The 23,923-nt window shown below is 72.8% G+C and carries 23 protein-coding genes; 13 read left to right on the top strand and 10 right to left on the bottom strand.

Going from position 1 to position 23,923, the window contains the following annotated elements; translation table 11 throughout:
• Positions 1–54 precede the first annotated feature (54 nt).
• Positions 55–756: a FadR/GntR family transcriptional regulator gene (locus tag OG899_RS21655; protein WP_125500261.1), complete on the bottom strand. Its 702-nt coding sequence runs from the start codon at positions 754–756 to the stop codon at positions 55–57.
• A gap of 143 nt (positions 757–899) precedes the next feature.
• Between OG899_RS21655 and OG899_RS21650 the strand changes: the two genes are divergently transcribed.
• The 8 genes from OG899_RS21650 to OG899_RS21615 all read left to right on the top strand — a co-directional run bounded on the left by OG899_RS21650 (position 900) and on the right by OG899_RS21615 (position 8,721).
• Complete coding sequence (locus OG899_RS21650; RefSeq protein WP_168130754.1) at positions 900–1,439, top strand: gluconokinase; 540 nt, start codon at positions 900–902, stop codon at positions 1,437–1,439.
• Positions 1,440–1,518: 79 nt separating this feature from the next.
• Entirely contained in the window at positions 1,519–2,916 is a 1,398-nt protein-coding gene (locus OG899_RS21645) for a GntP family permease (protein WP_125500263.1), read from the top strand.
• Between the two features lie 500 nt (positions 2,917–3,416).
• Positions 3,417–4,310 carry a DMT family transporter gene (locus OG899_RS21640; protein ID WP_125500264.1) on the top strand — a complete coding sequence of 298 codons (894 nt, stop codon included), beginning with the start codon at positions 3,417–3,419 and terminating at the stop codon, positions 4,308–4,310.
• A 64-nt stretch (positions 4,311–4,374) separates the two neighbouring features.
• The gene (locus tag OG899_RS21635; RefSeq protein WP_125500265.1) at positions 4,375–4,890 is read left to right on the top strand and encodes an NUDIX domain-containing protein; all 516 of its coding nucleotides are present in this window, start codon (positions 4,375–4,377) and stop codon (positions 4,888–4,890) included.
• Positions 4,891–5,064: 174 nt separating this feature from the next.
• Complete coding sequence (locus tag OG899_RS21630; protein ID WP_125500266.1) at positions 5,065–5,457, top strand: YidH family protein; 393 nt, start codon at positions 5,065–5,067, stop codon at positions 5,455–5,457.
• A 374-nt stretch (positions 5,458–5,831) separates the two neighbouring features.
• Positions 5,832–6,143, top strand: a complete 312-nt coding sequence (locus OG899_RS21625) for a DUF202 domain-containing protein (protein ID WP_185867965.1) — start codon at positions 5,832–5,834, stop codon at positions 6,141–6,143.
• A gap of 322 nt (positions 6,144–6,465) precedes the next feature.
• Positions 6,466–7,500, top strand: a complete 1,035-nt coding sequence (locus tag OG899_RS21620; protein ID WP_125498514.1) for a phosphotransferase family protein — start codon at positions 6,466–6,468, stop codon at positions 7,498–7,500.
• A 6-nt stretch (positions 7,501–7,506) separates the two neighbouring features.
• Positions 7,507–8,721: an acyl-CoA dehydrogenase gene (locus OG899_RS21615; protein ID WP_125498513.1), complete on the top strand. Its 1,215-nt coding sequence runs from the start codon at positions 7,507–7,509 to the stop codon at positions 8,719–8,721.
• Between the two features lie 108 nt (positions 8,722–8,829).
• Here OG899_RS21615 and OG899_RS21610 read toward each other — a convergent pair whose 3' ends face one another.
• The 3 genes from OG899_RS21610 to OG899_RS21600 are packed head-to-tail and all read right to left on the bottom strand — an operon-like array spanning position 8,830 to position 11,875.
• On the bottom strand, positions 8,830–9,423 hold the full coding sequence (locus OG899_RS21610; protein WP_125498512.1) for a TetR/AcrR family transcriptional regulator: 594 nt from the start codon (positions 9,421–9,423) through the stop codon (positions 8,830–8,832).
• Positions 9,424–9,449: 26 nt separating this feature from the next.
• Positions 9,450–11,117 (bottom strand): class I adenylate-forming enzyme family protein, encoded by a 1,668-nt coding sequence (locus OG899_RS21605; RefSeq protein ID WP_168130757.1) that lies wholly within the window; start codon positions 11,115–11,117, stop codon positions 9,450–9,452.
• The gene (locus tag OG899_RS21600) at positions 11,114–11,875 is read right to left on the bottom strand and encodes an SDR family oxidoreductase (protein WP_125498510.1); all 762 of its coding nucleotides are present in this window, start codon (positions 11,873–11,875) and stop codon (positions 11,114–11,116) included. The genes OG899_RS21605 and OG899_RS21600 overlap by 4 nt, the downstream gene beginning before the upstream one ends.
• Before the next feature lie 215 nt (positions 11,876–12,090).
• Between OG899_RS21600 and OG899_RS21595 the strand changes: the two genes are divergently transcribed.
• Positions 12,091–13,338, top strand: a complete 1,248-nt coding sequence (locus tag OG899_RS21595; RefSeq protein ID WP_356849348.1) for a DUF1343 domain-containing protein — start codon at positions 12,091–12,093, stop codon at positions 13,336–13,338.
• Positions 13,339–13,393: 55 nt separating this feature from the next.
• On the opposite strand, the gene OG899_RS21590 is transcribed toward OG899_RS21595, so the two are convergent.
• Positions 13,394–16,186 (bottom strand): penicillin acylase family protein, encoded by a 2,793-nt coding sequence (locus OG899_RS21590; protein ID WP_125498508.1) that lies wholly within the window; start codon positions 16,184–16,186, stop codon positions 13,394–13,396.
• A 273-nt stretch (positions 16,187–16,459) separates the two neighbouring features.
• Here OG899_RS21590 and OG899_RS21585 point away from each other — a divergent pair, with 273 nt between their 5' ends.
• Both OG899_RS21585 and OG899_RS21580 read left to right on the top strand, forming a co-directional pair.
• The gene (locus OG899_RS21585) at positions 16,460–17,062 is read left to right on the top strand and encodes a hypothetical protein (protein WP_125498507.1); all 603 of its coding nucleotides are present in this window, start codon (positions 16,460–16,462) and stop codon (positions 17,060–17,062) included.
• Between the two features lie 258 nt (positions 17,063–17,320).
• On the top strand, positions 17,321–18,388 hold the full coding sequence (locus tag OG899_RS21580) for an RNA ligase (ATP) (protein ID WP_189427727.1): 1,068 nt from the start codon (positions 17,321–17,323) through the stop codon (positions 18,386–18,388).
• 165 nt (positions 18,389–18,553) lie between these two features.
• Here OG899_RS21580 and soxR read toward each other — a convergent pair whose 3' ends face one another.
• Positions 18,554–19,051 (bottom strand): redox-sensitive transcriptional activator SoxR, encoded by a 498-nt coding sequence (soxR, locus tag OG899_RS21575; RefSeq protein WP_125498505.1) that lies wholly within the window; start codon positions 19,049–19,051, stop codon positions 18,554–18,556.
• A 104-nt stretch (positions 19,052–19,155) separates the two neighbouring features.
• On the opposite strand from soxR, the gene OG899_RS21570 reads away from it, so the two are divergent.
• On the top strand, positions 19,156–19,617 hold the full coding sequence (locus tag OG899_RS21570) for a MaoC family dehydratase (RefSeq protein ID WP_125498504.1): 462 nt from the start codon (positions 19,156–19,158) through the stop codon (positions 19,615–19,617).
• Between the two features lie 104 nt (positions 19,618–19,721).
• On the opposite strand, the gene OG899_RS21565 is transcribed toward OG899_RS21570, so the two are convergent.
• The 3 genes from OG899_RS21565 to OG899_RS21555 all read right to left on the bottom strand — a co-directional run bounded on the left by OG899_RS21565 (position 19,722) and on the right by OG899_RS21555 (position 22,051).
• Positions 19,722–20,351 (bottom strand): TetR/AcrR family transcriptional regulator, encoded by a 630-nt coding sequence (locus tag OG899_RS21565; RefSeq protein ID WP_125498503.1) that lies wholly within the window; start codon positions 20,349–20,351, stop codon positions 19,722–19,724.
• A 135-nt stretch (positions 20,352–20,486) separates the two neighbouring features.
• Positions 20,487–20,774: a YiaA/YiaB family inner membrane protein gene (locus OG899_RS21560; protein ID WP_125498502.1), complete on the bottom strand. Its 288-nt coding sequence runs from the start codon at positions 20,772–20,774 to the stop codon at positions 20,487–20,489.
• A gap of 125 nt (positions 20,775–20,899) precedes the next feature.
• On the bottom strand, positions 20,900–22,051 hold the full coding sequence (locus OG899_RS21555) for an acyl-CoA dehydrogenase family protein (RefSeq protein ID WP_125498501.1): 1,152 nt from the start codon (positions 22,049–22,051) through the stop codon (positions 20,900–20,902).
• An 89-nt stretch (positions 22,052–22,140) separates the two neighbouring features.
• On the opposite strand from OG899_RS21555, the gene OG899_RS21550 reads away from it, so the two are divergent.
• The gene (locus OG899_RS21550) at positions 22,141–22,788 is read left to right on the top strand and encodes a TetR/AcrR family transcriptional regulator (protein WP_125498500.1); all 648 of its coding nucleotides are present in this window, start codon (positions 22,141–22,143) and stop codon (positions 22,786–22,788) included.
• A 41-nt stretch (positions 22,789–22,829) separates the two neighbouring features.
• Here OG899_RS21550 and OG899_RS21545 read toward each other — a convergent pair whose 3' ends face one another.
• On the bottom strand, positions 22,830–23,912 hold the full coding sequence (locus OG899_RS21545) for a Zn-dependent alcohol dehydrogenase (RefSeq protein WP_125498499.1): 1,083 nt from the start codon (positions 23,910–23,912) through the stop codon (positions 22,830–22,832).
• Positions 23,913–23,923 lie beyond the last annotated feature (11 nt).

Below are 23,923 nucleotides of genomic sequence, written 5' to 3'. Positions count from 1 at the left end.
CCCACCCCGAGCCCCGAGCGGAGCTCCGCCCGAGCGAGGTGCCCGTCCGCCCGCCTACGGCGCCAGGATGTCCAGTTCCTGCAGTGCACCCTCGGTGATCTCGCGGGTGAGTTTCTCGGCGCGGGCGGCGTCGCCCTCGCGGACGGCCTCGGCGACCCGCACATGCAGGGTGACGGCGGCCGGGTCGGGGTCCTCGAACATCACCTCGTGGTGGGTGCGGCCGGCCAGCACCTCGGCGACCACGTCGCCGAGGCGCGCGAACATCTCGTTGCCGGACGCGTTGAGGATCACCCGGTGGAAGGCGACGTCGTGGACGAGGTACTGCTCCAGCCGGTGCCCGCGCGAGTTGGCGACCATCCCGAGCGCGCGCTCGGTCAGCTCCGAACACTGCTCGGGTGTGGCGTGCCGCGCCGCCAGTCCGGCCGCGACCGGCTCGACGGCCGAGCGCAGCACGGTCAACGACCGCAGCTGGCGCGGACGGTCGGCCCCGGCCAGACGCCAGCGGATGACCTGGGGATCGTAGACGTTCCACTCCGACGCCGGCTGGACGATCACGCCGACGCGACGGCGGGAGGCGACCAGGTGCATGGACTCCAGCACCCGTACCGCCTCGCGCATCACGGAGCGTGAGACGTCGAAACGCTGCGCCAGCTCGTCGGTGCGCAGGACGCTGCCCGGAGGGTATTCACCCGCGGTGATGGCGGGACCAAGGGTGTCCAGTACATGGCCGTGCAGCCCCCGGCCCGGTGTGCTCATGCACTCAGCGTACGGTGTGGATCACGCTGCAAAAAAGTCAGACTTGTATGTCACATTCTCTTGAATTCGTCATACCTAATAGGTTTCAGTGTGGCGGACGCCGAGTGGCGGCGTCCCACGTCGAGGAAGACAGCGAGGCAGTGATGCGCACCCCCCACGTCGTCGTGGTGATGGGCGTCGCCGGCACGGGCAAGACCACCATCGGTCCCCTGCTCGCGGACCGGCTCGGCGTCCCGTACGCCGAGGGAGACGACTTCCATCCGCAGGCCAACATCGACAAGATGTCGGCCGGGATCCCGCTCGACGACGACGACCGATGGCCCTGGCTGGACGCCATCGGTGCCTGGGCCCGCGGACGGACCGGGCTCGGCGGTGCGGTGAGCTGCTCGGCGCTCAAGCGCGTGTACCGGGACCGGCTGCGGGCCGCGGCCCCCGGGATCGTCTTCGTCCACCTCACGGGCTCCCGGGAGCTGATCGCGAGCCGGATGGCACAGCGTCAGGGGCACTTCATGCCGACGGCGCTGCTGGACTCCCAGTTCGCCACGCTCCAGCCGTTGCAGGCGGACGAACGCGGCGTCGAGGTGGACGTCTCGGGCACGCCCGAGGAGATCACCGAGCGCGCCGTGGCCGCGCTGGCGGGCCTCGACGGCGCCACGCAGTCCGCCGAGGCCCGGCCGTCGTGATCCCCGGCGTCTTACCCCGCGGTCGCCGATCGCGGCACCGCTTTTCTCCCCATCCCTCTTCACCTGCAAGGGAACCCCCGTGACCAGACTCAGCGTCGAGATGCTGGCAGCGGACGCACCCCCGCCGATCACCTCGGCCGGACACGCTCAGCTGGGCATTGCCGTCCTCGTGGGCATCGCCGTCATCGTCCTGCTCATCACCAAGTTCAAGCTGCACGCCTTCCTGTCCCTGACCGTCGGCGCCCTGGTGCTCGGCGCCGTGGCCGGGGCCCCGCTGGACAAGGCGATCACCAGCTTCACCGACGGCCTCGGTTCGACGGTCGCGAGCGTCGGCGTGCTGATCGCGCTCGGCGCGATCCTGGGCAAACTGCTCGCGGACTCCGGCGGCGCCGACCAGATCGTGGACACGATCCTGGCGAAGGCCCGAGGCCGGGCGATGCCGTGGGCGATGGTGCTGATCGCCTCGGTGGTCGGACTGCCGCTGTTCTTCGAGATCGGCATCGTGCTGCTGATCCCGGTGGTGCTGATGGTCGCCAAGCGCGGCAACTACTCGCTGATGCGCATCGGCATCCCGGCGCTGGCCGGTCTGTCCGTGATGCACGGCCTGATCCCGCCGCACCCCGGTCCGCTGGTCGCGATCGACGCGGTCAAGGCCAACCTCGGCGTGACGCTGGCGCTCGGCCTGCTGGTCGCCGTCCCCTCCGTGATCGTCGCCGGTCCGCTGTTCTCCAAGGTCGCCAGCCGCTGGGTGGACGTCCAGGCCCCGGACCGCATGATCCCGCAGCGCGCCTCGGACGACCTCGAGCGCCGCCCGAGCTTCGGCGCGACGCTGGCCACCGTGCTGCTGCCGGTGGTGCTGATGCTGGCCAAGGCGCTGGTGGACATCGCCGTCGACGACCCCGCAGACGTGACCCAGCGGGTCTTCGACGTCATCGGCTCCCCGCTGTTCGCGCTGCTGGCCGCCGTGATCGTGGGCATCTTCACCCTCGGCCTGCCGGCCGGCTTCTCCAAGGAGCGGATCAACGCCACCGTCGACAAGGGCCTGATGCCCATCGCGGGCATCATGCTCATCGTCGGCGCCGGCGGCGGCTTCAAGCAGACGCTGATCGACTGCGGCGTCGGCCAGATGATCCTGGACATATCCAAGGACTGGTCGATCTCGGCCATCCTGCTCGCCTGGATGATCGCGGTGGTGATCCGCCTCGCGACCGGTTCGGCGACCGTGGCCACCGTCTCCGCGGCCGGTCTGGTCGCCCCGCTGGCCGCCGACATGTCGACCACCCACACCGCCCTGCTGGTCCTGGCGATCGGCGCCGGCTCGCTGTTCTTCAGCCACGTCAACGACGCCGGTTTCTGGCTGGTGAAGGAGTACTTCGGGCTGGACGTCGGCCAGACGGTCAAGACCTGGTCCCTGATGGAGACGATCCTGTCGGTGGTGGCGGGGGCTCTGGTGTTCGTGCTGTCGCTGATCATCTAGAGCACGCCCCCCGGTCGCTCGGCACTCAGCCGGCCCGCCGGCCCCGCCTCACCGGACCCCGCCTGCCATGCACCGGCAGGCGGGGTCTTCTCGTCTCACTGCGACACGCGTCGTTGCGGCTTGCTCACTGCGGCTTGCGCGGGACGTGCGTCCCCTTGGCCGGTAGGACACCGATCACGCCCTGTTCCTTCAGCTCCCGGACGGCATGCACGCTCGCCCCAGCCTGTGACCGCGTCCGATCTCTGCACGGCGTTGCCAGGCTCGGCCTCGATCCGAGCGCGACCCGACCCGGACGGCGTACGCCGCCGGCGCGTCGATGAACCGCATGCACCGCCGGAGCGTACGGCGTACGGGCGCCCGCCGACACGGCGCGCCCGCGCGGGCGTGAAGGCCCCGCAGTGTGCCCGGTCTCCTGCCGGCGAGGCGGCAGGGGGCGCCCCGGGGCGCTACAGTCGGCGATTACGACCCCGTGACCCGGCCGGACGAGCGAGGTACGCAGCGTGTCGGTAGTGGTTCTGATCCTCGCCGTGAGTGCCGCATGCTGCCTCGGCTTCGGTTTCGTCCTCCAGCAGAACGCCGCCCAGCAGGCGCCGCTCGGCGACTATCTCTCCCCGCGGCTGCTGCTGGACCTGGTGAAGGTGCCCCGCTGGCTGGGCGGACTCGGTCTGATGATCGTCGGCATGGTGCTGGGCGCGCTGGCGCTGGGCCGGGGTGAGATCTCGCTGGTGGAGCCGCTGCTGGCGACGAACCTGCTGTTCGCGCTGGTGCTGTCGCGGCGGCAGACCCGCCGGCCGCTGGGCCGGCAGGGCTGGCTGGGACTGGTGCTGCTGGCGGGCGGGGTGACGGCGTTCCTGCTGGCCGGGCGGCCCCGCGCGGGCCACGCGGTCACCGATCCGTTGCGGCACTGGCTGATCCTCGGTGCCGTGGTGGGCGCGGCCCTGCTGCTGACCACGCTGGCCAAGCGGTCCCGGCTCAGCTGGGGGCCTGCACTGCTGGCGCTGGCCGCGGGGCTGCTGTACGGGGTGCAGGACGCGCTGACCCGGGTGAGCGGGGAACGGTTCGCCGCGGGCGGCTGGGGAGAGCTGTTCGCCGCCTGGCAGCCGTACGCCCTGGTGGTCCTCGGGTTCGCCGGGCTGATCCTGGTGCAGAGCGCCTTCGAGACGGCACCGCTGCGCATGTCGCTGCCCGCGCTCACCGCGGCCGAGCCGCTGGCCGGGATCGCCTGCGGGGTGGGCTTCCTCGGCGACCGGCTGCACACCGACGTCGGCGCGCTGACCGGGGAGGCGGCGGGCCTGGCGGCGATCGTCGCGGGCATCGTGCTGCTCGGGCTGCATCCGGCCCTGCCCTGCGGCACGGCGGTCCCGCGGCAGGAGCCCGACCTGCAGCGGCGCTGAGTCCGGCACCGCGGCGCCCGCCCGCCGCCCCGAGGGCCGGGCCCCGCCTGCTTGGATGGCCGGCATGAGCGCTGCAGACGAGATCATCGACATCGTCGACGAACAGGACCGCGTCGTCGGACAGGCCCCGCGCGGCGAGGCCTACGCCAAGGGGCTGCGCCACCGCTGCGTCTTCGTCCAGGCCCGGGACGCCGCCGGCCGGGTCTTCGTGCACCGCCGGACGGCGACGAAGCTGGTCTTTCCCTCGCTGTACGACATGTTCGTCGGCGGGGTCGTCGGGGCCGGCGAGAGCTACGACGAGGCGGCTCTGCGCGAGGCCGAGGAGGAACTGGGCGTCACGGGGCTGCCCCGGCCCGAGCACCTGTTCACCTTCCTGTACGACGACGGGCCCGGCCGCAGCTGGTGGTCGGCGGTGTACCAGGTCCGCTGCGACCTGCCGGTGCACCCGCAGGTGGAGGAGGTGGCCTGGCACGCCTTCCTGCCCGAGGAGGAGGTGGAGCGCCGGCTCACGGAGTGGGAGTGGGTGCCGGACGGACTGGCGGCCTACGAGCGGCTGCGGGCGTATCGGGCGGCGGGATGAGGCGAAGCCCGGCGCGGTGGCCGGGCGAGCGAGAAAGCGGCGCAGAGCAGGCGCGTACCGAGGAAGCGGCGCAGAGCAGGCGCGTACCCGGCGCGCCCTCACGGCGGGAAGGGACCCGCGCCGCCGCGTCCGATCCGGGAACCGGGCGGGGCCCGCGCCGGTAAGGTCCGTGGCGTGATGCGCGTCGTACGGAACGTCCGGTTGTGGTTCGCTCCCGAGGCCGTCAGGGCGGAGGGCAGCACCCCGGACTACCGGTTCTCGCTCGCCAACGAGCGCACCTTCCTGGCCTGGCTGCGCACCGCGCTCGCGCTGATCGGCGGCGGGTTCGCGGTGGACCAGTTCCTGCCGGACCTGCCCCGGCCCTGGCGGGCCGGCCTGGCGCTGGCACTGCTCGCGGCCGGGGTCGTGTGTGCGCTGCGGGCGGTCGACCACTGGGTGCGGTGCGAGCGGGCGATGCGCCGCGGAGAGGATCTGCCGGCGTCCCGCTTCCCGGCCGTGCTGAGCCTGGTGATCGCGGTGGTGGCCGTCACGATGGTCGTGGTCGTCCTCGCCGGCTGGGCCGGATGAGCGGGGCGCACGGGCCGGGTGCGGGCGGCACCGCAGGCCGGGACGAGGGCGCGGACGGCACCGCAGGCCGGGACGAGAGCGCGGACGGCACCGCAGGCCGGGACGACGGCGCGGACGGCACCGCAGGCCGGGACGAGAGCGCGGACGGCACCGCAGGCCGGGACGACGGCGCGGACGGCACCGCAGGCCGGGACGAGAGCGCGGACGGCACCGCAGGCCGGGACGACGGCGCGGACGGCACCGCAGGCCGGGACGAGAGCGCGGACGGCACCGCAGGCCGGGACGACGGCGCGGACGGCACCGCAGGCCGGGACGAGAGCGCGGACGGCACCGCAGGCCGGGACGACGGCGCGGACGGCACCGGCGGCAAGGGCGTGGGCCCGCCGCGCGATCCGGGGCTGCAGCCGGAGCGGACCCGGCTCGCCTGGCGGCGGACCGCCCTGTCCGGCACGGTCGCGGCCGTGCTCGGCGCGCGGACGGCGCTGCACGACGGGACGACACCGGCGGGCCTGACCGTCTGCGCCCTGTGCTGCTCCTGCTGGCTGGGTCTGATGCTGCTCGCCCGGGCGCGGACCCGCCGCCTGGGCTCCTCCGCCGTCGCGCCGGCCCTCGCACCGCGGGCGGCCACGGCGGCGGCCCTGTGCACGGTGGCCCTGGCGGTGTGCGCGGCGGCGCTGGTGGTGTGAGGGCGAGGCCGCGAGCCGCCGGTCGCCTTCTCGAGCCCTCGCGTCCCCTCGTGCCGGTCGCCTACGGGGATTACCTGTGCGCCCTCTTGCTGCTCTCGTCCCCGGGGTCACTCGTACCGTCGGGTCACTCGTACCGTCGGGTCACTTGTGTCTTCGTGCCCCCTCGTACCCCGCGCGCCCTTCGTGCCCCCGTATCCCCTGTATCCCCCGTCTCCCCCACGTCCCCCGTGTCCCCGATCACGTTCGGTCCGCGCACTGGACGACATACCGACTAGTCAGCATGATGGTCGCCGATGATGTCGTCACGTCCCTGGGAGCGTGCATGAGCGCCGATCACCCGCCCGGTCTCGATCTCGACCGTCTGCGCGGACTGCTCGACCGCGAGCGGCCCGGCCTGGTGCAGGGACCCCTGACGGGCCGGCTCGTCGAGGGCGGGCGGTCGAACCTGACCTACGCGGTCTCGGACGGCGTCTCCCGGTGGGTGGTGCGGCGGCCTCCGCTCGGCCATGTGCTGGCCACCGCGCACGACATGCGGCGCGAGCACCGGGTGATCAGCGCGCTGCACCCGACGCGGGTGCCGGTGCCCTCGCCGGTGCTGCTGTGCGAGGACGAGGAGGTGCTCGGGGCGCCGTTCTACGTCATGGACTTCGTCGAGGGCACGCCGTACCGCACCGCCGAGCAGCTCGCCCCGCTCGGTCCTGAGCGCACCCGCGACGCGGTGCTGTCGCTGGTGGACACGCTGGTGGAGCTGCACGCGGTGGACCCCGCCGAGGTGGGCCTCGCGGACTTCGGGCGGCCCGAGGGTTTCCTGGACCGGCAGCTGCGGCGCTGGGGCAAACAGCTGGACGCCTCCCGCAACCGCGAGCTGGAGGGGATCGACGAGCTGCACGCGGCCCTGGGCCGGCATCTGCCCGTCTCCCCCGCGCCGGCCGTGGTGCACGGGGACTACCGCCTGGACAACGTCCTGCTCGGGGACGACGACCGGATCACGGCGGTGCTCGACTGGGAGATGTCCACGCTCGGCGATCCGCTGACCGATCTCGGTCTGCTGGTGATGTACAGCACGCCGCTGGGGCTGCCCGGCTCGCCGGTGTCCACCACCGCCGAGGCTCCCGGACACCCCTCCCCGGCCGAGCTGGCGGAGCGGTACGCGGCCCGCTCGGGCCGGGACGTGACCGGGCTGGCCTGGTACACGGCGTTCGCCTGGTTCAAGCTGGCGGTGATCCTGGAGGGCATCCACTACCGCTGGACGCTCGGCCGGACCGTCGGCCGCGGTTTCGACCGCATCGGCGACCTCGTGCCCGTCTTCATCCGGCACGGCCTGACCACCCTGCACGAAGGCCTCCAGGAGGGCTGATTCCGCATGGACTTCGCGTTCGACGCGCGCACCGAGGAGCTGCGCGCCCGGCTGCTCGCCTTCATGGACGAGTACGTCTACCCCGCCGAGCAGGTGGTGCACGAGCAGCGGGCGCGGCTCGCCTCGCCGTGGGAGACCCCGCCGGTGGTGGAGGAGCTGAAGGCCGAGGCACGCCGGCAGGGCCTGTGGAACCTGTTCCTGCCGGACGCCGAGTACGGGGCCGGGCTGACGAACCTGCAGTACGCGCCGCTCGCCGAGATCACCGGCCGGTCCCCGCAGCTCGCGCCCACCGTCACCAACTGCGCGGCCCCGGACACCGGGAACATGGAGGTGCTGGCCCAGTTCGGCAACGAGGCGCAGAAGAAACAGTGGCTGGAGCCGCTGCTGGCCGGTGAGATCCGTTCGGCCTTCGCGATGACCGAGCCGGAGGTGGCCTCCTCGGACGCCACCAACATCACCACGCGCATCGAACGGGACGGCGACGAGTACGTCATCACCGGCCGCAAGTGGTACATCTCCGGCGCGATGCATCCCGACTGCACGATCTTCATCGTGATGGGCAAGACCGACCCGGACGGGCCGGACATCCGCCGTCAGCAGTCGATGGTGCTGGTGCCGCGGGACACCCCGGGGGTCAGGGTCGAGCGGGCGATGCGGGTCTTCGGCTACGAGGACCACTACCACGGCGGTCACGCCGAAGTGGTCTTCGACCAGGTGCGCGTGCCGGTGTCGAACCTGATCGGCGAGGAGGGCGGCGGCTTCGCCATCGCCCAGGCGCGGCTCGGGCCGGGCCGTATCCACCACTGCATGCGCCTGATCGGCATGGCCGAGCGGGCCATCGAGCTGATGTGCCGGCGCGCGGTGTCGCGGACCGCCTTCGGCAAGCCGCTGGCCCAGCAGGGCGTGATCAGGAACTGGATCGCCGACGCCCGGGTGACGGTGGAGCAGCTGCGGCTGCTGGTGCTGAAGACCGCGTGGCTGATGGACACCGTCGGCAACAAGGGGGCGCACACCGAGATCCAGGCCATCAAGATCGCCACACCGCGCGCGGTGGTGGACATCCTGGACCGGGCGATCCAGCTCCACGGGGCGGGCGGCGTCAGCCAGGACTTTCCGCTGGCCGAACTGTACGCGGGAGCCCGCACCCTGATGCTCGCCGACGGACCGGACGAGGTCCACCAGCGGTCGCTGGCCCGGCGGGAGTTGAAGAAGTACCTGTGAGGGCGGGGTGGGGCGGGCAGTGACCCGCCCCACGCACATACGCCCGGTGCGCCCGGCGGACGCGGCGGGGACACGCCCGACGGCGCCGCCCCGTCGCGTCACGTCACCTCACGGCCGCAGCGCCCGCATCAGCAGATCGGCCAGGTGGTCGGCGACCTGCTGCGGGCTGAGCGGGCCGTCGGGGCGGTACCAGGTGGACAGGTGGTGGACGGAACCGAAGTGGTAGTCGACCACCAGGTCGGCCGGGGTCGCGGTGGAGAACACGCCCTGCCGCTGGCCCTCCTCGATGAGCGCGCGGAAGCGTTCGTGGTAGCGCCGGCGTTCGGCACGCACCTGCTTGTTCTTCTCCGGGCTGAGGTGGTGCATGGAGCGGAAGAAGATCGCGGCGTCGTCCAGGTTCTCGATGGTGGTCACCACCACGTCCGCCGCCGCGTCCCGCAGCCGCTGCTCCACCGGGGCGTCCAGGGCGGCGAAGTGATCGAGCCGCTCCTGCTGGACCCGCAGCACCCGGGCGTACACCTCGTGCAGCAGGTCCTCCTTGGACCCGAAGTAGTGGTAGAGCGCGCCCTTGGTGACCCCCGCGGCCTCGACGATCTCCTGCACCGAGGTGCGGTCGTAGCCCTGCTCGGCGAAGAGCCGGGTGGCGGCGGCCAGGAGCCGCTGGGGCACGGGGGTGCCGTCTTTGTCCGTGGTCCTGGGCACTGGCGCCACCCGCCTTTCCTCGTCGTTCACTGACTGTCTCGCGTGCGGGAACGCAGTTCCCGCCGCAGGATCTTCCCACTCGCCGTCTTCGGCAGTTCCGGCAGGATCTCCACCTGCCGCGGATACTTGTACGCGGCCAGTCTCTCCTTGCAGTACGCGGCGAGCTCGGCCGGGTCCGCCCGGACGCCCGGACGCAGGCTGACGAAGGCCTTCACGGTCTCACCGCGGTAGCCGTCGGGGACGCCGACGACGGCGGCCTCGCGCACCGCGGGATGGGTGTAGAGGACGTCCTCCACCTCGCGCGGCCAGACCTTGAAGCCGGAGGCGTTGATCATGTCCTTCTTGCGGTCCACGACGTAGAGCCAGCCCTGTGCGTCCATGAACCCGATGTCTCCGGTGCGCAGCTCGCCGCCGGGGAAGGTGTCGGCGGTGGCCTCGGGCCGCCGCCAGTAGCCGGGCACGACCTGCGGGCCGCTGACGACGATCTCGCCCGGCTCGCCGAAGGGGACCTCCCGGCCGTCGTCGCCGACGATCCTGACCACCGTGTCGGGTCCGGGCACGCCCACCGCGAGCGTCCCGGAGACCGGGTCGACGGGCGCCTCACGGCCGGGCGGGACGGAGGCGCAGGGCGCGGTGCACTCGGTGAGGCCGTAGCCGTTGCGGATGTACGGCCCGAAACGGTCCCGGAACGACTCCACGAGGGCGGGCGGAAGCGGGGCGCCGCCGGAGGAGATGACGTGGAAGGAGGAGAAGTGGTCCGGGCGTGCCGAGGGGTGTGCGGCCAGCGCCATGAACGCGGTCGCGGGGCCCACGGTGTAGTGCGGCCGGTGCTCGGCGAACGCCTCCAGCACCACCCCGGCCTCGAAGCGGTACGCCAGCACCAGAGTGCCGCCGCTGGTCAGGCAGGCGCCGAACTGGCAGACGATGCCGGTGATGTGGAACAGCGGCGCCAGCGCGAAGTACACCGGTGCCGGCGGCAGGCCGAGACTGGTGCGCTGCCGTTCGGCGTTGTACATGAGGTTCCGGTGGGTGTTGGTGGCGCCCTTGGGGGTGCCGCTGGTGCCCGAGGTGTAGCTGATCAGCGCGATGTCGCCGGAGGCGGGCGTGCGGTCCTGCGGGGCGGGCAGGCCCGCGCGGGCGACGGCGGTCAGGTCGTCGGCGTCCGCGGCCGGAGCGAGCCGCTCGAAGGCGAGGACGCGGGCGTCGTCGCGGGTCTGGAAGTCCCGCTCGCTCGCGGTGAGCACCACCCGTACCGGGGTGCCGGCGGCGGTGTCGCGCAGATACTCCTGCCAGGCGCGGTCGGAGCAGATCAGCGCGGCCGCCTCGGAGTCCCGCAGGACGTGGGAGACCTCGGCCGACTTGTACATCGGGTTGACGGGCACGACGCTGGCGCCGGCCTTCCAGGCGCCGAGGACGGCGAGCACGAAGTGCGGGGAGTTCTGCAGCATGACCGCGACCCGGTCGCCGCGGACGATGCCGCGGGCGGCCAGGTGGCCGGCGACCGAGTCGCTGAGCGTGTCCATCTCGCGGTAGGTGAGGCGGGCGTCGAAGTAGGCGAGGAAGGTGCGGTCCGGGGTCTCGGCGGTCACCCGGTGCAGGGCGTGCACCAGGGAGTCCTCCGGGTCGACCGGGGCGCGCTGGGCGTCGGTGAGCAGGGACAGCCAGGGCTTGGCGGCGTAGCGGGAGGCGGTCACCGGATGTCCTCCCACGTCCGCTGGAGCCGGTTCATGGTGGTCAGCCAGCGTTCGGGGTCGGCGGCGCGGGCCTGGTAGAAGCCGGCCACCTCCGGGTGCGGCAGGATCAGGAAGCGGTCCTCGGCGATGCCCTTGAACAGGGCGTCGGCGACGTCCTCCGGCTCGATCGCGGTGGGCTTGAGCACCAGGTCGCCGGCGCTGCCCGAGGCGTCCAGCATGTCGGTGCGCACCCCCTGCGGGCAGATCGCGTGCACCTTGATCCCGCGGTGGCGGTAGGTGAGCGAGAGCCATTCGGCGAAGGCGTAGGCGCCGTGCTTGGTGACGCTGTACGGGGCGGCGCCGATCATGGTGAGCAGTCCGGCGGCGGAGACGGTGGCGACGAACCGGCCGCTGCCGCGGTCCAGCCAGTCCGGCAGCAGGGCCCGGGCGGCGCGGACGTGCGCCATGACGTTGACGTCCCAGGCGCGCTCCCACTCGTCCTCGTCGGCCGCCTCGGAACCCCCGGTGCCGACACCGGCGTTGGCGCACCAGATGTCGACGGTGCCGCCGAGGGCGTCCCGGGCCTCGGGGACGATCGCGGAGGCGTCGCCGGGCAGTGCGATGCCGCCGGTCTCCTCGGCCACGGCCCGCGCCTTGTCCGCGTCCAGGTCGTTGACGACCACCCGGGCTCCCTCGGCGGCGAACCGGCGGGCCAGCGCGGCCCCGATGCCGCCTCCGGCTCCCGTGACGACGACCCCCGCTCCCTGCACGGCTTCCACGTTGCGCCTCCCTCGACCTCGGTGTGCGACGCGTCGCACAGCGGCTCCGCCGCGACACACTAACCGGTCGGTATGTTGCGCGGGAAGGGTGCGGCAGGGCCCCGGTCGCCACCGGTGTGGACCTCAGGCGGTACCACCGGTGCGTTCCCAGCCGGGCGGGGCGCGCGCTAGCGTGCGTGACCATCGACCCGTGCCGGGACATCGGAGGTCACCGCATGAAGCTGTCCAGACGGAGCCTGCTCGCCACCACCGCCGCGGTCGCGGCCTCCACCGTGCCCGCCGCGCAGGCCGAGGCGGCCCCGCAGGGGCACGGCCGGACGGTGCGCACCGGCTTCGAACGTCTGGCGGCCGACGGTTACGCGCTGCTCGACGGGCAGCGGGTCGGCGTCGTCACCAATCCGACCGGCGTCACCCGGGACGTGCGCCACATCGTGGACGTGATGCACGCCGACCGCCGGGTGGACCTGGTCGCCGTCTTCGGTCCCGAGCACGGCTTCCGCGGCACCGCGCAGGCGGGCGGCTCCGAGGGTCGCACCGAGGACCCGGCCACCGGGCTGCCGGTGTACGACACCTATCAGATCAGCGGACAGGCGCTCGCCGACGTGTTCACCGAGTCCGGGGTGGACACGGTCGTCTTCGACATCCAGGACGTGGGCGCCCGCTTCTACACGTACATCTGGACGCTGTACGACTGCATGGAGGCCGCCGCGCTGGCCGGCAAGCGGTTCGTGGTACTGGACCGGCCCAACCCGGTGACCGGGCGTCAGGCCCTCGGGCCGGTGCTGCACGAGGAGTTCGCCACCTTCGTGGGACGGCAGCCGATCGCGCAGGCGCACGGGATGACGGTCGCGGAGCTGGCGCGGCTGTTCAACGGCGAGTTCCTGTCCCGGCCGGTGCCGCTCCGGACGGTGACGATGACCGGCTGGCGGCGCAGCGACCACTACGACGCGACCGGTCTGCCGTGGGTGCCGCCGAGCCCCAACATGCCCACCCCGGACACGGCTCTGGTGTACTCCGGGACCTGTCTGTTCGAGGGCACCAATCTCTCCGAGGGCCGCGGCACCACCCGGCCGTTCGAACTGCTCGGCGCCGAGGGCGTCGACGCCCGCTGGGCGGAGGCGGTCAACGCGCTGGACCTGCCCGGGGTACGGTTCCGCGAGGCGTACTTCGCGCCCACCTTCTCCAAGTTCGCGGGCACGACCGTCGGCGGGGTGCAGCTCCACGTCCACGACCGGGACGCCTTCGACCCGGTGCGCACGGGCATCGCGCTGCTGGTGACGGCCAAGCAGGTGTGGAGCGGGTTCGCCTGGCGCTCGGACGACTGGATCGACAAGCTCACCGGCTCCGACCGGGTGCGCACCATGATCGACGCAGGGGCCGGCACCGACGAGGTGGTGGGCGCGTGGCAGGAGGAGCTGGCGGCGTTCCGCCGGGTGCGGCGGCACTACCTGCTCTACACGTGACCGAGGCCGGCGGTGCGGCGGCGGATCCGCGGGAGCGGCCCGCCGCCGCGGTGGGTCACCGGTGGGAGGTGAACTCCACCACCTGCTGGTAGGTGGGCCGGTTCTGCCAGCTGATCCTGTCGTGCTCGATGCCGCCCAGGGGACGCTGGACGACGGAGTCGGCGCACCACTGGTCGCCCGCCGCGCACTGGTCGTCACCGGGGTAGACCTCGGCCGCGGTCTTCCCGGCCGCCTGCTTCAGGGTGGTCAGCAGCACGTCCCGGCAGGCGCTCAGGTCGCCGTCGCCGCAGTAGGTCCGTGCCAGCGGGCCGCGGACCGGTTCGCCGAGCACCGCCCGGATGTCCTTGTCGACGTAGCTCCACCAGCCGTACTGGAAGGCGCTGCCGGCATGCGAGCCGGTCGGCCCGTGCCCGGCGGAGGGCGCCTCGTCCACGGTCAGGTTCGCGGTCATGGCGTCGTACAGCTCGGTGCCCAGGCCGGGTGCGAACTCGGCCTCGACGAGCAGCGGCCACCAGGCGTCCATGATGCGGATCGCGTCGGCGTGCGCGTACTTCTCGGAGCCCGCCGAGGTCTCGGCGCGTTTGCCGCCCGCGGACACCCAGGCGTCCAGGGTGTGCACGGCCTCGGCGGCCGCGGGGTCGGTGACCGGTGCGGTGCCGATGACCTTCAGCAGCTTCGGCAGCACGTCCTCGGCGCGCAGGTCGGTCACGGCCGCGTCCGCCATGGCCCGGGTGAGCGAGGCGCGGGTGACGCCGCCGGCCGCGACGAGCTTGCTCACCCGGTCGTCCAGCAGGTCGCCGCGGTGCACCGAGCCCTCGCCCCAGGGCGCGGCGGCGTAGTCCTCGGCCTGCTTGTTGTTCCAGGAGATGTAGTAGTCCTGGTCGACGGACTGCGGGTGGGCGGAGGGCGGGGTGTAGTCGGCGGTGTTCGTGGCCGGGTCCCAGCCGCGCCACTCGTACGCCGGCTCGGCCCACACCGGGAACTCGGCGTCCACGTCGTCCGCCCGGACCGGGTTGTCGCCGCTGTTGTAGTACGCGGTGTGCTGCGCGTCGGCGTAGAACCAGTTGAACGTGAAGTTGATGTGCCGGGCGGCCTTCTGGAAGTCCTCCGGGCCCTTGACGAAACCGGGGTCGTTGAGCATCTGGAAGCCGATGATCGAGTCGGTCTCGTGCAGGTAGGAGGAGCGCAGGGTGGTGTAGGCGACCTTCTTGCCGCCGACGGTGGCCCGGTACTGCACGGGGCCGTACTTGGTGCGCCACACGCGCATCGTGTAGGAGCCGGCGGCCGTGCCGTCGGCGACCGTGGGCTTCCAGGAGTTGGTCCGCTCGACCTGGTCCATGGCCGTGCAGGTGCCGTGGTACAGGTAGTGATGGTCGTCCTGGCACAGCTCGACGGCGTAGGTGTCGATGACGTCCTGGCCGGAGGTGGTGGCGCTCCACGCGTAGTCCTGGCCGCGGCCGAGTTCGACGTACATGCTCAGGCCGGCGAAGGAGGCGCCGCGGGCGCTGATGCCGGGGCCCTGGATCTCCTGAAGCATCAGCAGCTGGGGCGCGAAGTAGCCGGTCTGCGGCCCGAACACGGCGACGGGGTGGCCACTGGCGGTGTGGGCGCCGCTGACGACGAGGGCGTTGGACATGCCGCGGCGGGCGGAGGACAGGGTGGTCTTCGTGGCCGTGGCGGACGCGTCCTGCGCGGCGGTGGTCTTCGCGCTGCCGGTGCGGTCGTACACCAGGGGCACCTCGGTGACCGAGCCGGGGTCGGGCAGCGCCATGCCCTGCGGGTCGTCCGGCTTGCCGGCGTAGGGGAAGCTCTGCCCGTCGTGGACGGTCAGCACGGCCTCGGGGTCGTTGCGCATCCGGAAGGACTCCCAGACCTTGGTGCCCTCCTCGACGCCGTACTTGGACTGGGCGGCCAGCAGGGACAGGGCGTTGTTCACCTCGCCGCCCCCGCCGGCGCCGAACAGCGCGCCGACCACGGAGGCCAGTGCCACCAGGTCGGTGGCCTTGAAGTGCTCGATCTTCCCGGAGTTGGTGAGGGCGTTCTTGTGGCCGGTCAGGACGTACTCGCCGGGGAAGTAGCGGCCGGAGTCGGAGGCGTCGATGTAGGCGTTGATGCCGTCCAGGTAGGCCTGCACGTCCGCGAGGGCCTGCTGTCCGCGCTCGCCGTTCGTGGCGACGGCCCGGTCGATCTGGGCCTGCAGCTCGTCCTCGGTGTACGGGGCGACGCGGTAGAACTGCTGCTCGAGGGCCTGGTTGGCGGGTGCCCCGCCCGCGAAGGACGTCAACTGGCCGCGTCCGACGTGCCGGAAGAGGTCCATCAGCCACAGCCGGTCCTGGGCGGCGGCCCAGCCCGCGCCGAACTCGGTGCCGTAGCGGGTGGTGCCCGTGATGTGCGGTACGCCGGTCTTCTTGTCGCGGACGATGGTGACGTCGTCGCGCCCGGCGGGCTTCTCGGTGGAGGCGACCTGGTCGGCGGGGACGCCGAACGAGGCGTCGTTGAAGAAGGTGTTGATCTTCTCGTCGGTGAGGGCGGGATAGCCGGACGCGAGGTCGGCGTACGGGCCGAGCTGGTCTCCGGCGTGCGCGGGGCGGGTACCGAAGGCCTGGTGGAGCAGGATCTGGGCGAGGGTGGCGTTGCCGTTCTCGCCGGGCGGCAGGATGTCGGAGCACCGGCCGCCGCAGTGGTCCTCGGCGGCGGCCTTCGGGGCGGCGTCCGCGGCGGCCGCCGGGGAAAGCGGTGACAGAAGTCCGGCTATGAGGGCGCATACCGAGGCCGTCTTCAGGAACCCGGTGAATCTGCGGGGAGTTCTCACTGCGTCGAGCGCGTTGCGTGGGGTGCGCCGTGACATGACTGCTCCTCCCGACGGGGACGGGGCGGCAGGTTACCGCCGGTATCCCCGGGTTGGAAGATGAGCATGCGTCACATGTCCGACAGCGGCCCCGGGGCGGGCAGGGCGGTCAACGGCGCCGTCGTTATGGCGGCCATCGGAAAACGGATGGAGCCGGATCGCGGCTCGGCACGTCTATGCGGCGACGTGCGTCGGGCGGTCGCGTGCGGCGGCCGGACCGCGCCGCCGAAGTGACCACAGGACAGGTGCAGGTGTGACGGAGGTGCTTGACCCATGGCCGGTTTCCGCAGTCTGGCGAGACAGGTGAGGGACCCACGGTGCGACCTGGCGCTGCGGCGCTACTCACTGCGCAAGTGCCTCGAGCGCTTCGCCCCGTACGGCCACCGTGCCACCTGGGACCACCTGTGCACCCACTGGGGCTTCGGTCCCGAGGACCGGTCCGCCGATCCGGCCCGGCTGGTGGCGGCGCTCGAGGAACTGGAGGAGGCACGTGCGGTCTGGCTCGACTACGAGCAGCAGTTCGCGCGGCGCCGCCGGCAGGAGAAGCACGACGGGCTGCGCCGGCCGGGCAGCAGGGACGACTGGCACCGCATGACCTGGGGCGGGTTCGGCGTCCTGTGGTGCGACGACCCCGCGGTGCACCCGTCCGGGCCGCTGGCGGAGGTGCTGCGCCGGCTGATCGCCGCGCTGGAGCGCCCACCGGGTTCGGCCTGCCCGGTGTGCGGCTGTCCGCGGCTGGAGTGGCGCCACGGCCTGGTGCACGAGCCGTCCTCCGGCCCGGTCTGCACCCGCTGCGGGATCCTGGTCCCGCGGCACATCCTCACACCGCAGGCACTGGCCGAGTCGCAGCGGGCGCGGCTGCTGGTGTCGGTCTGAGCACGTGATCCGAGCACACGATCCGAGCACGCACGGGGTGCGCCGGGGCGCCGCACCCCTCAGCAACGGGGGAACGGGGGAACGGGGGGCATCACGCCACGACGCAGGCGCACACGGCGCCGGCACCGGTGGGGCGAGGAGCGCGAGCAGCGCCGCGCGGGGACGGTAGCAGGACGAAAACCGCTCGCTCCACCGTTTTCCGCCACGGACAGTGATGGCCATGATCTTCACACCTTCCGACTGTCCCCGGAGTCGCTGATGTCGACGCTGCGCGTCACCGCCGAGATCGTGACCGTCCACGAGCATCCGAACGCCGACGCCCTCGAGCTGGCCCAGGTGGGCCTGTACCGCGCCGTCGTCGCCAAGGGCGCCTACCGCACCGGCGACGCGGCCGTCTACATCCCCGAGCAGGCCGTGCTGCCGGACGAGCTGATCGAGGAGCTGGGGCTGACCGGACGTCTCGCGGGCGCCCGCGCCAACCGGGTCAAGGCGGTACGGCTGCGCGGCGAGCTGTCGCAGGGCATCGTGTGCCGGCCGAAGGCGCTCGCGGGCGTCGACCTGGTCCGGGCGGCGGCCGAGAGGACCGACTTCGCCGAGCTGCTGGGCATCACCAAGTGGGTGCCGCCGGTGCCGCCGATGATGAGCGGCGAGGTGGAGCCGGCGCCCGGCCTGCTGCCCTGGCTGGAGATCGAGAACATCCGCCGCCACCCGGACGTCTTCGCCCCCGGGGAACCGGTGGTGCTGACGGAGAAGGTGCACGGCTCGGCCTGCCTGCTCACCCACCACGCCGAGGACGGCCGCATCGAGGTCTCCTCCAAGGGTTTCGGCGCGCGGTCGCTGGCGCTGAAGGAGGACGCACGCAATCTGTACTGGCGCGCGGTACGGCAGCACGGCGTGGCCGAGGCGGCGGCCCGGCTGACCGAACGGCTCGGCGCCCGCCGGGTCGGCGTCTTCGGCGAGGTGTACGGGGACGGGGTGCAGGACCTGACCTACGGCGCCGACGCCCGCCGGGACACCGTGGGGTACGCGGTGTTCGACATCGCCGCGGACATCGACGGCACGGTGCGCTGGCTGGACCCGGCCGGGCTGCTCGACGGCGAACTGCCGCTGGTGCCGCGGCTGTACGAGGGTCCGTACGACATCCACACGGTGCTCGCGTACGCGAACGGCCGGGAGACCGTGTCCGGGCGGGAGCTGCATCTGCGCGAGGGCGTGGTGATCCGGCCGGTCGTGGAGCGGCACAGTCCGGTGACCGGCGGCCGGGCCATCGCCAAGGCGGTCAGCCCCGCCTATCTGACCCGCAAGGGCGGCACCGAGTACGAGTGACGCGGGCGGGCCACGGCAGGGCAGGGCGCGGAAGCCGGCGGAGCCACGCCGTCGGCTCCCGCGCCCTCGCCGTGGTCCGCCCGGGCGTCCGGGCCCGCGGTGCGGCGTCCGCGTCGCCCGGTCCTTGTCCACCGGCACCCGGCCCTTCCGCTCGGGCACCCGGTCCTACCGTTGCGACGTCCGGTCCTTCCTTGCCGGAGTCCGGTCCTTGCGCTCGAGCAACAGGCGGGAGCCGGTCCGGCGGGCGCCGAAGATGTCGTCGGGGTTGGACAGCACGCACGACTCCAGGGACAGGCAGCCGCAGCCGATGCAGTCGGTGAGGTGGTCGCGCAGCCGGTTGAGCTGGGCGATGCGCTGGTCCAGCTCGGCACGCCAGGCCTCGGAGAGCCGGGCCCAGTCCTCCCGGGTCGGGGTGCGTTCCTCGGGCAGTTCGGCCAGTGCCTCGCGGATCGTGGCGAGCGGTATGCCCACGCGCTGCGCGGCGCGGATGAAGGCGACCCGACGCAGCGTGTCCCGGCTGTAGCGGCGCTGGTTGCCCGGGGTGCGCCGACTGGTTATCAGCCCCTTGGCCTCGTAGAAGTGCAGCGCGGAGACGGCGGCGCCGCTGCGCGCGGACACCTGGCCGACGGTCAGCTCGTGGATGCTCTCGGGAATCTGCGGCACCCCGCCAAGCCTACCCAGGCCCGCCGCGCCGGGTCCGTTGACATCGTCCCCCCGCCCGACCATGCTAAGCAGTTGCTTAGACACGCGAGCGAAGGGCCGGGCACATGGCAGAGCCGAGGATCTTCACGTCCGCCGACGAGCTGAAGGCGGCGGTGGGCGAGCAGCTGGGGTACACCGACTGGCTGGAGATCGACCAGAAGCGGATCGACCTGTTCGCGGAGGCGACCGGCGACCACCAGTGGATCCACGTGGACCCCGAGAAGGCCGCGGCGGGCCCGTTCGGCACCACCATCGCCCACGGCTACCTCACCCTGTCGCTGCTGCCGCTGTTCGGGCCGCAGCTGATCCGGGTCGAGGGCGTGAAGATGGGGGTCAACTACGGCACCAACAAGGTGCGCTTCCCCTCCCCCGTGCCGGTCGGCTCCCGGCTGCGCGCCACCGCCACCATCACCAAGGTCGAGGAAGTGCCCGGCGGGGTGCAGGTGACGGTCGCCTTCACCGTGGAGCGGGAGGGCGGCGACAAGCCGGTGTGCGTGGCGGAGTCGGTGTCCCGTTACTACCTCTGACGGGCGCGGCGCCCTTGGACGAGCACGGTTCCCTCCGACGGAGGCGGCCGCCGCCGACGGACGCGGCTGCCTCCGAAGGGCACTGCCGCCCTCGACGGGCGCGGCTACTTCTCGGCGGCGCCCACCATCCGCAGCACGAGGTCGGCGTAGAGCGCGCCGACCTCGTCGGGTGTGCGGGGGCCGTTCACGTTGAACCAGCGGGCCACGTCGATGCACAACGAGAGCACGGCGAGCGTCGTGCCCTTCACGTCGAGCACGTCGAACTCGCCCGCGCGCACCCCGTCCTCGATGATGCCGCGCACCTCGGCGTCGCACTGGCGGCGCAGCGCGACGATCTCGGAGCGGGCCTCGGGGCCGAGCGCGTCGAGCTCGTACTGCACGATGCGTGCCGTGGTGCGCCGCCCGGCGTGCCAGCGGACGAAGGAGCGGACGGCCTCCGCCAGCCGCTCGGCCGCGCTGCCCTCGCTCCGGGCCGCCGAGCGCAGGATGGCGACGGCCTTCTCGTGCCCGAGCCGGCTGATGCGGTGGAGCAGCTCTTCCTTGGTCTTGTAGTGGATGTAGAGCGCGGCCGGGCTCATGCCGGCGCGGCTCGCGATGTCGCGGGTGGTCGTGGCATGGTAGCCGCGCTCGGCGAAGGCCTCCACGGCGGCGACCAGCAGCCGGCGCGCCGCGTCCGGGGTGACCTCGGCCCACGGTTCCGCGTCGCCGCCGATCGTGTCCTCCGCCGTACTCATCGTTCTCCCTCGCCCCTTCCGGTGACAGGAGCACCACCATACCGCTGCCGGTGAGCGGGCGCTTAGAGATGGGGCGCCGGCCGGTCGTCGGCCGCACCTGCCTAGGCCGGCCCCGGCAGGCGCGGGGCACGGGGGTCACAGCTTCTCGAAGGGGTCGTGTTCCGCGAGCAGCTTCTCCAGACGGGCCTGGTCGACGCGGTGGACGATCTGTCCCGCCTCCTGGCGGTCCCGGATCACCTTGGCGAGGGTGAAGGCCGAGGTGACCAGGTACAGCACGGCGATGCCGAGGAAGGCCCGCACCCAGGCGTCGGCGTTCAGGCGGGCGATGCCGACGGCGGTCGCGGCCAGGGCGACGGCGAAGGAGGCGACGGCCTGGCCGTAGAACGCGGCCGTGCTCTGCTGCTTGACCGGTGTGTCGTTCATGCGCCGAGCATCCGCACCCCGGGCCGCCGCCGCATCCGCCGGGATACTCAGCCGAGGTACTCAGGCGCGGAGCAGGTACTCAGCCGCGAGCACCCCCGGCGGACGTCCCACGCCCCGGCACCACATCAGAAGGCGGAGACCCCCGTCAGCGCCCGCCCGATGACCAGCTTCTGGATCTGGCTGGTGCCCTCGTAGAGGGTCATCACACGGGCGTCGCGCAGCAGCTTGCCCGCCGGGTACTCGTCGATGTAGCCGTAGCCGCCGTGGACCTGCAGGGCGTTGTGGGCGGCGCGCACGGCGGCCTCGGAGGCGAACAGCTTGGCCTTGGAGGACTCCACGGCGAAGGGCTCGCCGCGGTCGATGAGGTCGGCGACCCGCCAGGTCAGCAGGCGGGCGGCGTCCACGTCCACGGCGATGTCGCTGATCAGCTCCTGGACGAGCTGGTGGTGGGCGATGCTCTTGCCGAACTGCTCGCGCTCCCCCGCGTACTTCACGGCCGCGTCCAGCGCGGCCTGGGCTATGCCGACGCAGCCGGCGGCCACCGACATCCGCCCCTTGGCGAGGGCGGACATGGCCACCGAGAAGCCCTTGCCCTCGGGGCCGAGCATCGCGGAGGCGGGCACGCGCACGTCCTCGAGGACCAGCTCGGCGGTCGCCTGGCCGCGCAGGCCCAGCTTGCCGTGGATGGTGCGGCGGCTCAGGCCGGGGGTGTCGGTGGGGACGAGGAAGGCGGAGATGCCCTGGTGGCCGGGGGCGTCGGTGGACCGGGCGAAGAGCAGCACCACGTCGGCCCAGGTCCCGTTGGTGATGAACATCTTGGTGCCGTTGACGACGTAGTCGTCGCCGTCGCGCACCGCCCGGGTGGTCAGGTGGGCGGCGTCGGAGCCGGTGCCGGGCTCGGTGAGCCCGAAGCAGCCGACGTACTGCCCGCTGGTCAGGCCCGGCAGCCAGGTGCGCTTCTGCTCCTCGCTGCCCCAGGTCGCGATCGTCTTGGCGACCAGGCCGAGGGAGACGGAGACGATGCCGCGCACGGCGGAGTCGCCGCGGCCCAGTTCCTCGGTGACCAGGCAGTAGGCGAGGTGGTCGCCGCCCGAGCCGCCGTAGGTCTCGTCGATGGTCAGGCCGAGGAAACCGACCTCGCCGAGCTTCTCGACGATGCCGCGGTCGACCTCCTCGGCCCGGTCCCAGGCGGCCGCGTACGGGGTGATCTCGCGCTCGACGAAGTCCCGGGCCAGCTGCCGGACCGCCTCCTGCTCCTCGCTCAGCTCCAGGTTCACCACGCGTCACCCCACCGATGCCAGATCTTGAAAGTCACAGATTTTAATTATCACTGCTAGTTTTTGCGCGCAGCCCTACTATGTGCGCCATGGCCCGACCGCGCAAGCCCCTGCTCAGCACCGACCGCATCGTCCAGGCGGCGCGGGATCTCGTGGACGCGGAGGGCCTCGCGGCCGTCTCCACCCGGCGTCTCGCCGCCGAACTGGGGGTGAGCGGGCCGTCGCTGTACAACCACTTCCGCACCAAGGACGAGATCCTCGAGGCGGTCGCGGACTCGGTCAGCGCCCAGGTGGATCTGTCGATGTTCGAGGACGGCCGGGACTGGCGGACCGCGCTGCACGACTGGGCCGTCTCCTACCGGGCCGCCCTGCGCGACCACCCCAACATCGTGCCGGTGCTCGCCCGCGGCCCCGGCCGCCGGCCCGCCGCGCTGCGCCTCGCCGACGCCGTGTACGGCGCGATGGTCGACGCCGGCTGGCCGCCGGCCCAGGCCACCTCGATCGGCGCACTGATGCGCTACTTCGTCATGGGGTCCGCGCTCGGCTCCTTCGCCGGCGGTTTCGTGAACGACGCCGGCGCCTACGACCCGGCCGACTATCCGCACCTCGGCCAGGCGCATCTGCTGGCCGAGCAGCAGGAGAAGATCGACGAGCGGGCGTTCGAGACCGGGCTGAGGGCACTGCTGGACGGACTGGAGCAGCAGTACCGGCAGATCGTGCGGCCCGCCTCGGGCTGAGCCGCCCGGGCGGGCCGTGACCTGTCGCGCAGCACCCGGTCTCAGAACACCACCAGGGACCGGCCGCCCTTGCCGGCCGTCATGTTCTCGAAGGCGGCCGGGATGCCGTCCAGGCCGATGCGCTCGGTGACCAGCATGCCCAGGTCCAGGCGGCCCGCGCGAACGTGCTCGGCGAGCACGGGCAGGTCCCGGGCAGGGTCGCAGTTGCCGTAGACGCAGCCGCTGAGGGTGCGGCCCCAGTGGAAGATCTCCAGGGCGTTGAAGGTGACCTGCTCCTCCTTGCCGCCGATGCCGACCACCGTGGTGCGGCCGCCGCGGCGGGTGGACTCCCAGGCGGCGCGGATGGAGACGGCGCGGCCCACGCACTCCACGGCGACGTCGACGCCCTGCCCGCCGGTCAGCGCGCGGATCTGACGCGGCGTGGTCGCGGAGGCCACCACGTAGTCGGTGGCGCCCGCGGCGCGCGCCAGTTCCTCCTTGGCCGGGGAGACGTCGACGGCGACGATCTGCGCGGCGCCCGCGATCCGGGCGGCCTGCATCGTGGCCAGGCCCACCCCGCCGGCGCCGAACACGGCGACGGTCTCCCCGGGCCGGACGGCCGCGGCGTGGTGGACGGCACCGTAGCCGGTGAGGACGGCGCAGCCGAGCAGGGCGGCGTCGGTGAGCGGGACGCCCTCCGGCAGCGGCAGCACGCAGGAGGCGGCGACGACGGTCTCCTCGGCGAAGGCGGCGACGTTCAGCCCCGGGTGCACCTCGGTGCCCGCGACGGTGCGGGCGTGGAGGCCGGCGGCGCCGGTGAGCGCCTCGGCGCACAGCCACACCTCGCCGCGCGCGCAGGCGGGGCAGCTGCCGCAGGAGGGAGCCCAGTTGAGGACGACGGCGTCGCCCGGGGCGACATGGGTGACGCCCTCGCCGGTGGCGACGACGGTGCCGGCGCCCTCGTGGCCGAGGACGGCGGGGACCGGCACACGCATCGTGCCGTTGCTCAGCGACAGATCGGAGTGGCAGACACCGGCGGCGGCGAGACGGACACGGACCTGGCCGGGTCCGGGAGCGGGCAGCTCGATCTCGGTGATCTCCAGGGGCGAGCCGACGGCGGGCAGGACGGCGGCACGGACGGCCATGGCGCGGGCTC

Origin of the sequence: Streptomyces thermoviolaceus, from assembly GCF_045209695.1 — a bacterium.
GTDB classification, from domain to species: Bacteria; Actinomycetota; Actinomycetes; order Streptomycetales; family Streptomycetaceae; genus Streptomyces; species Streptomyces thermoviolaceus.
This window is presented reverse-complemented; position numbering and strand designations above follow the sequence as displayed.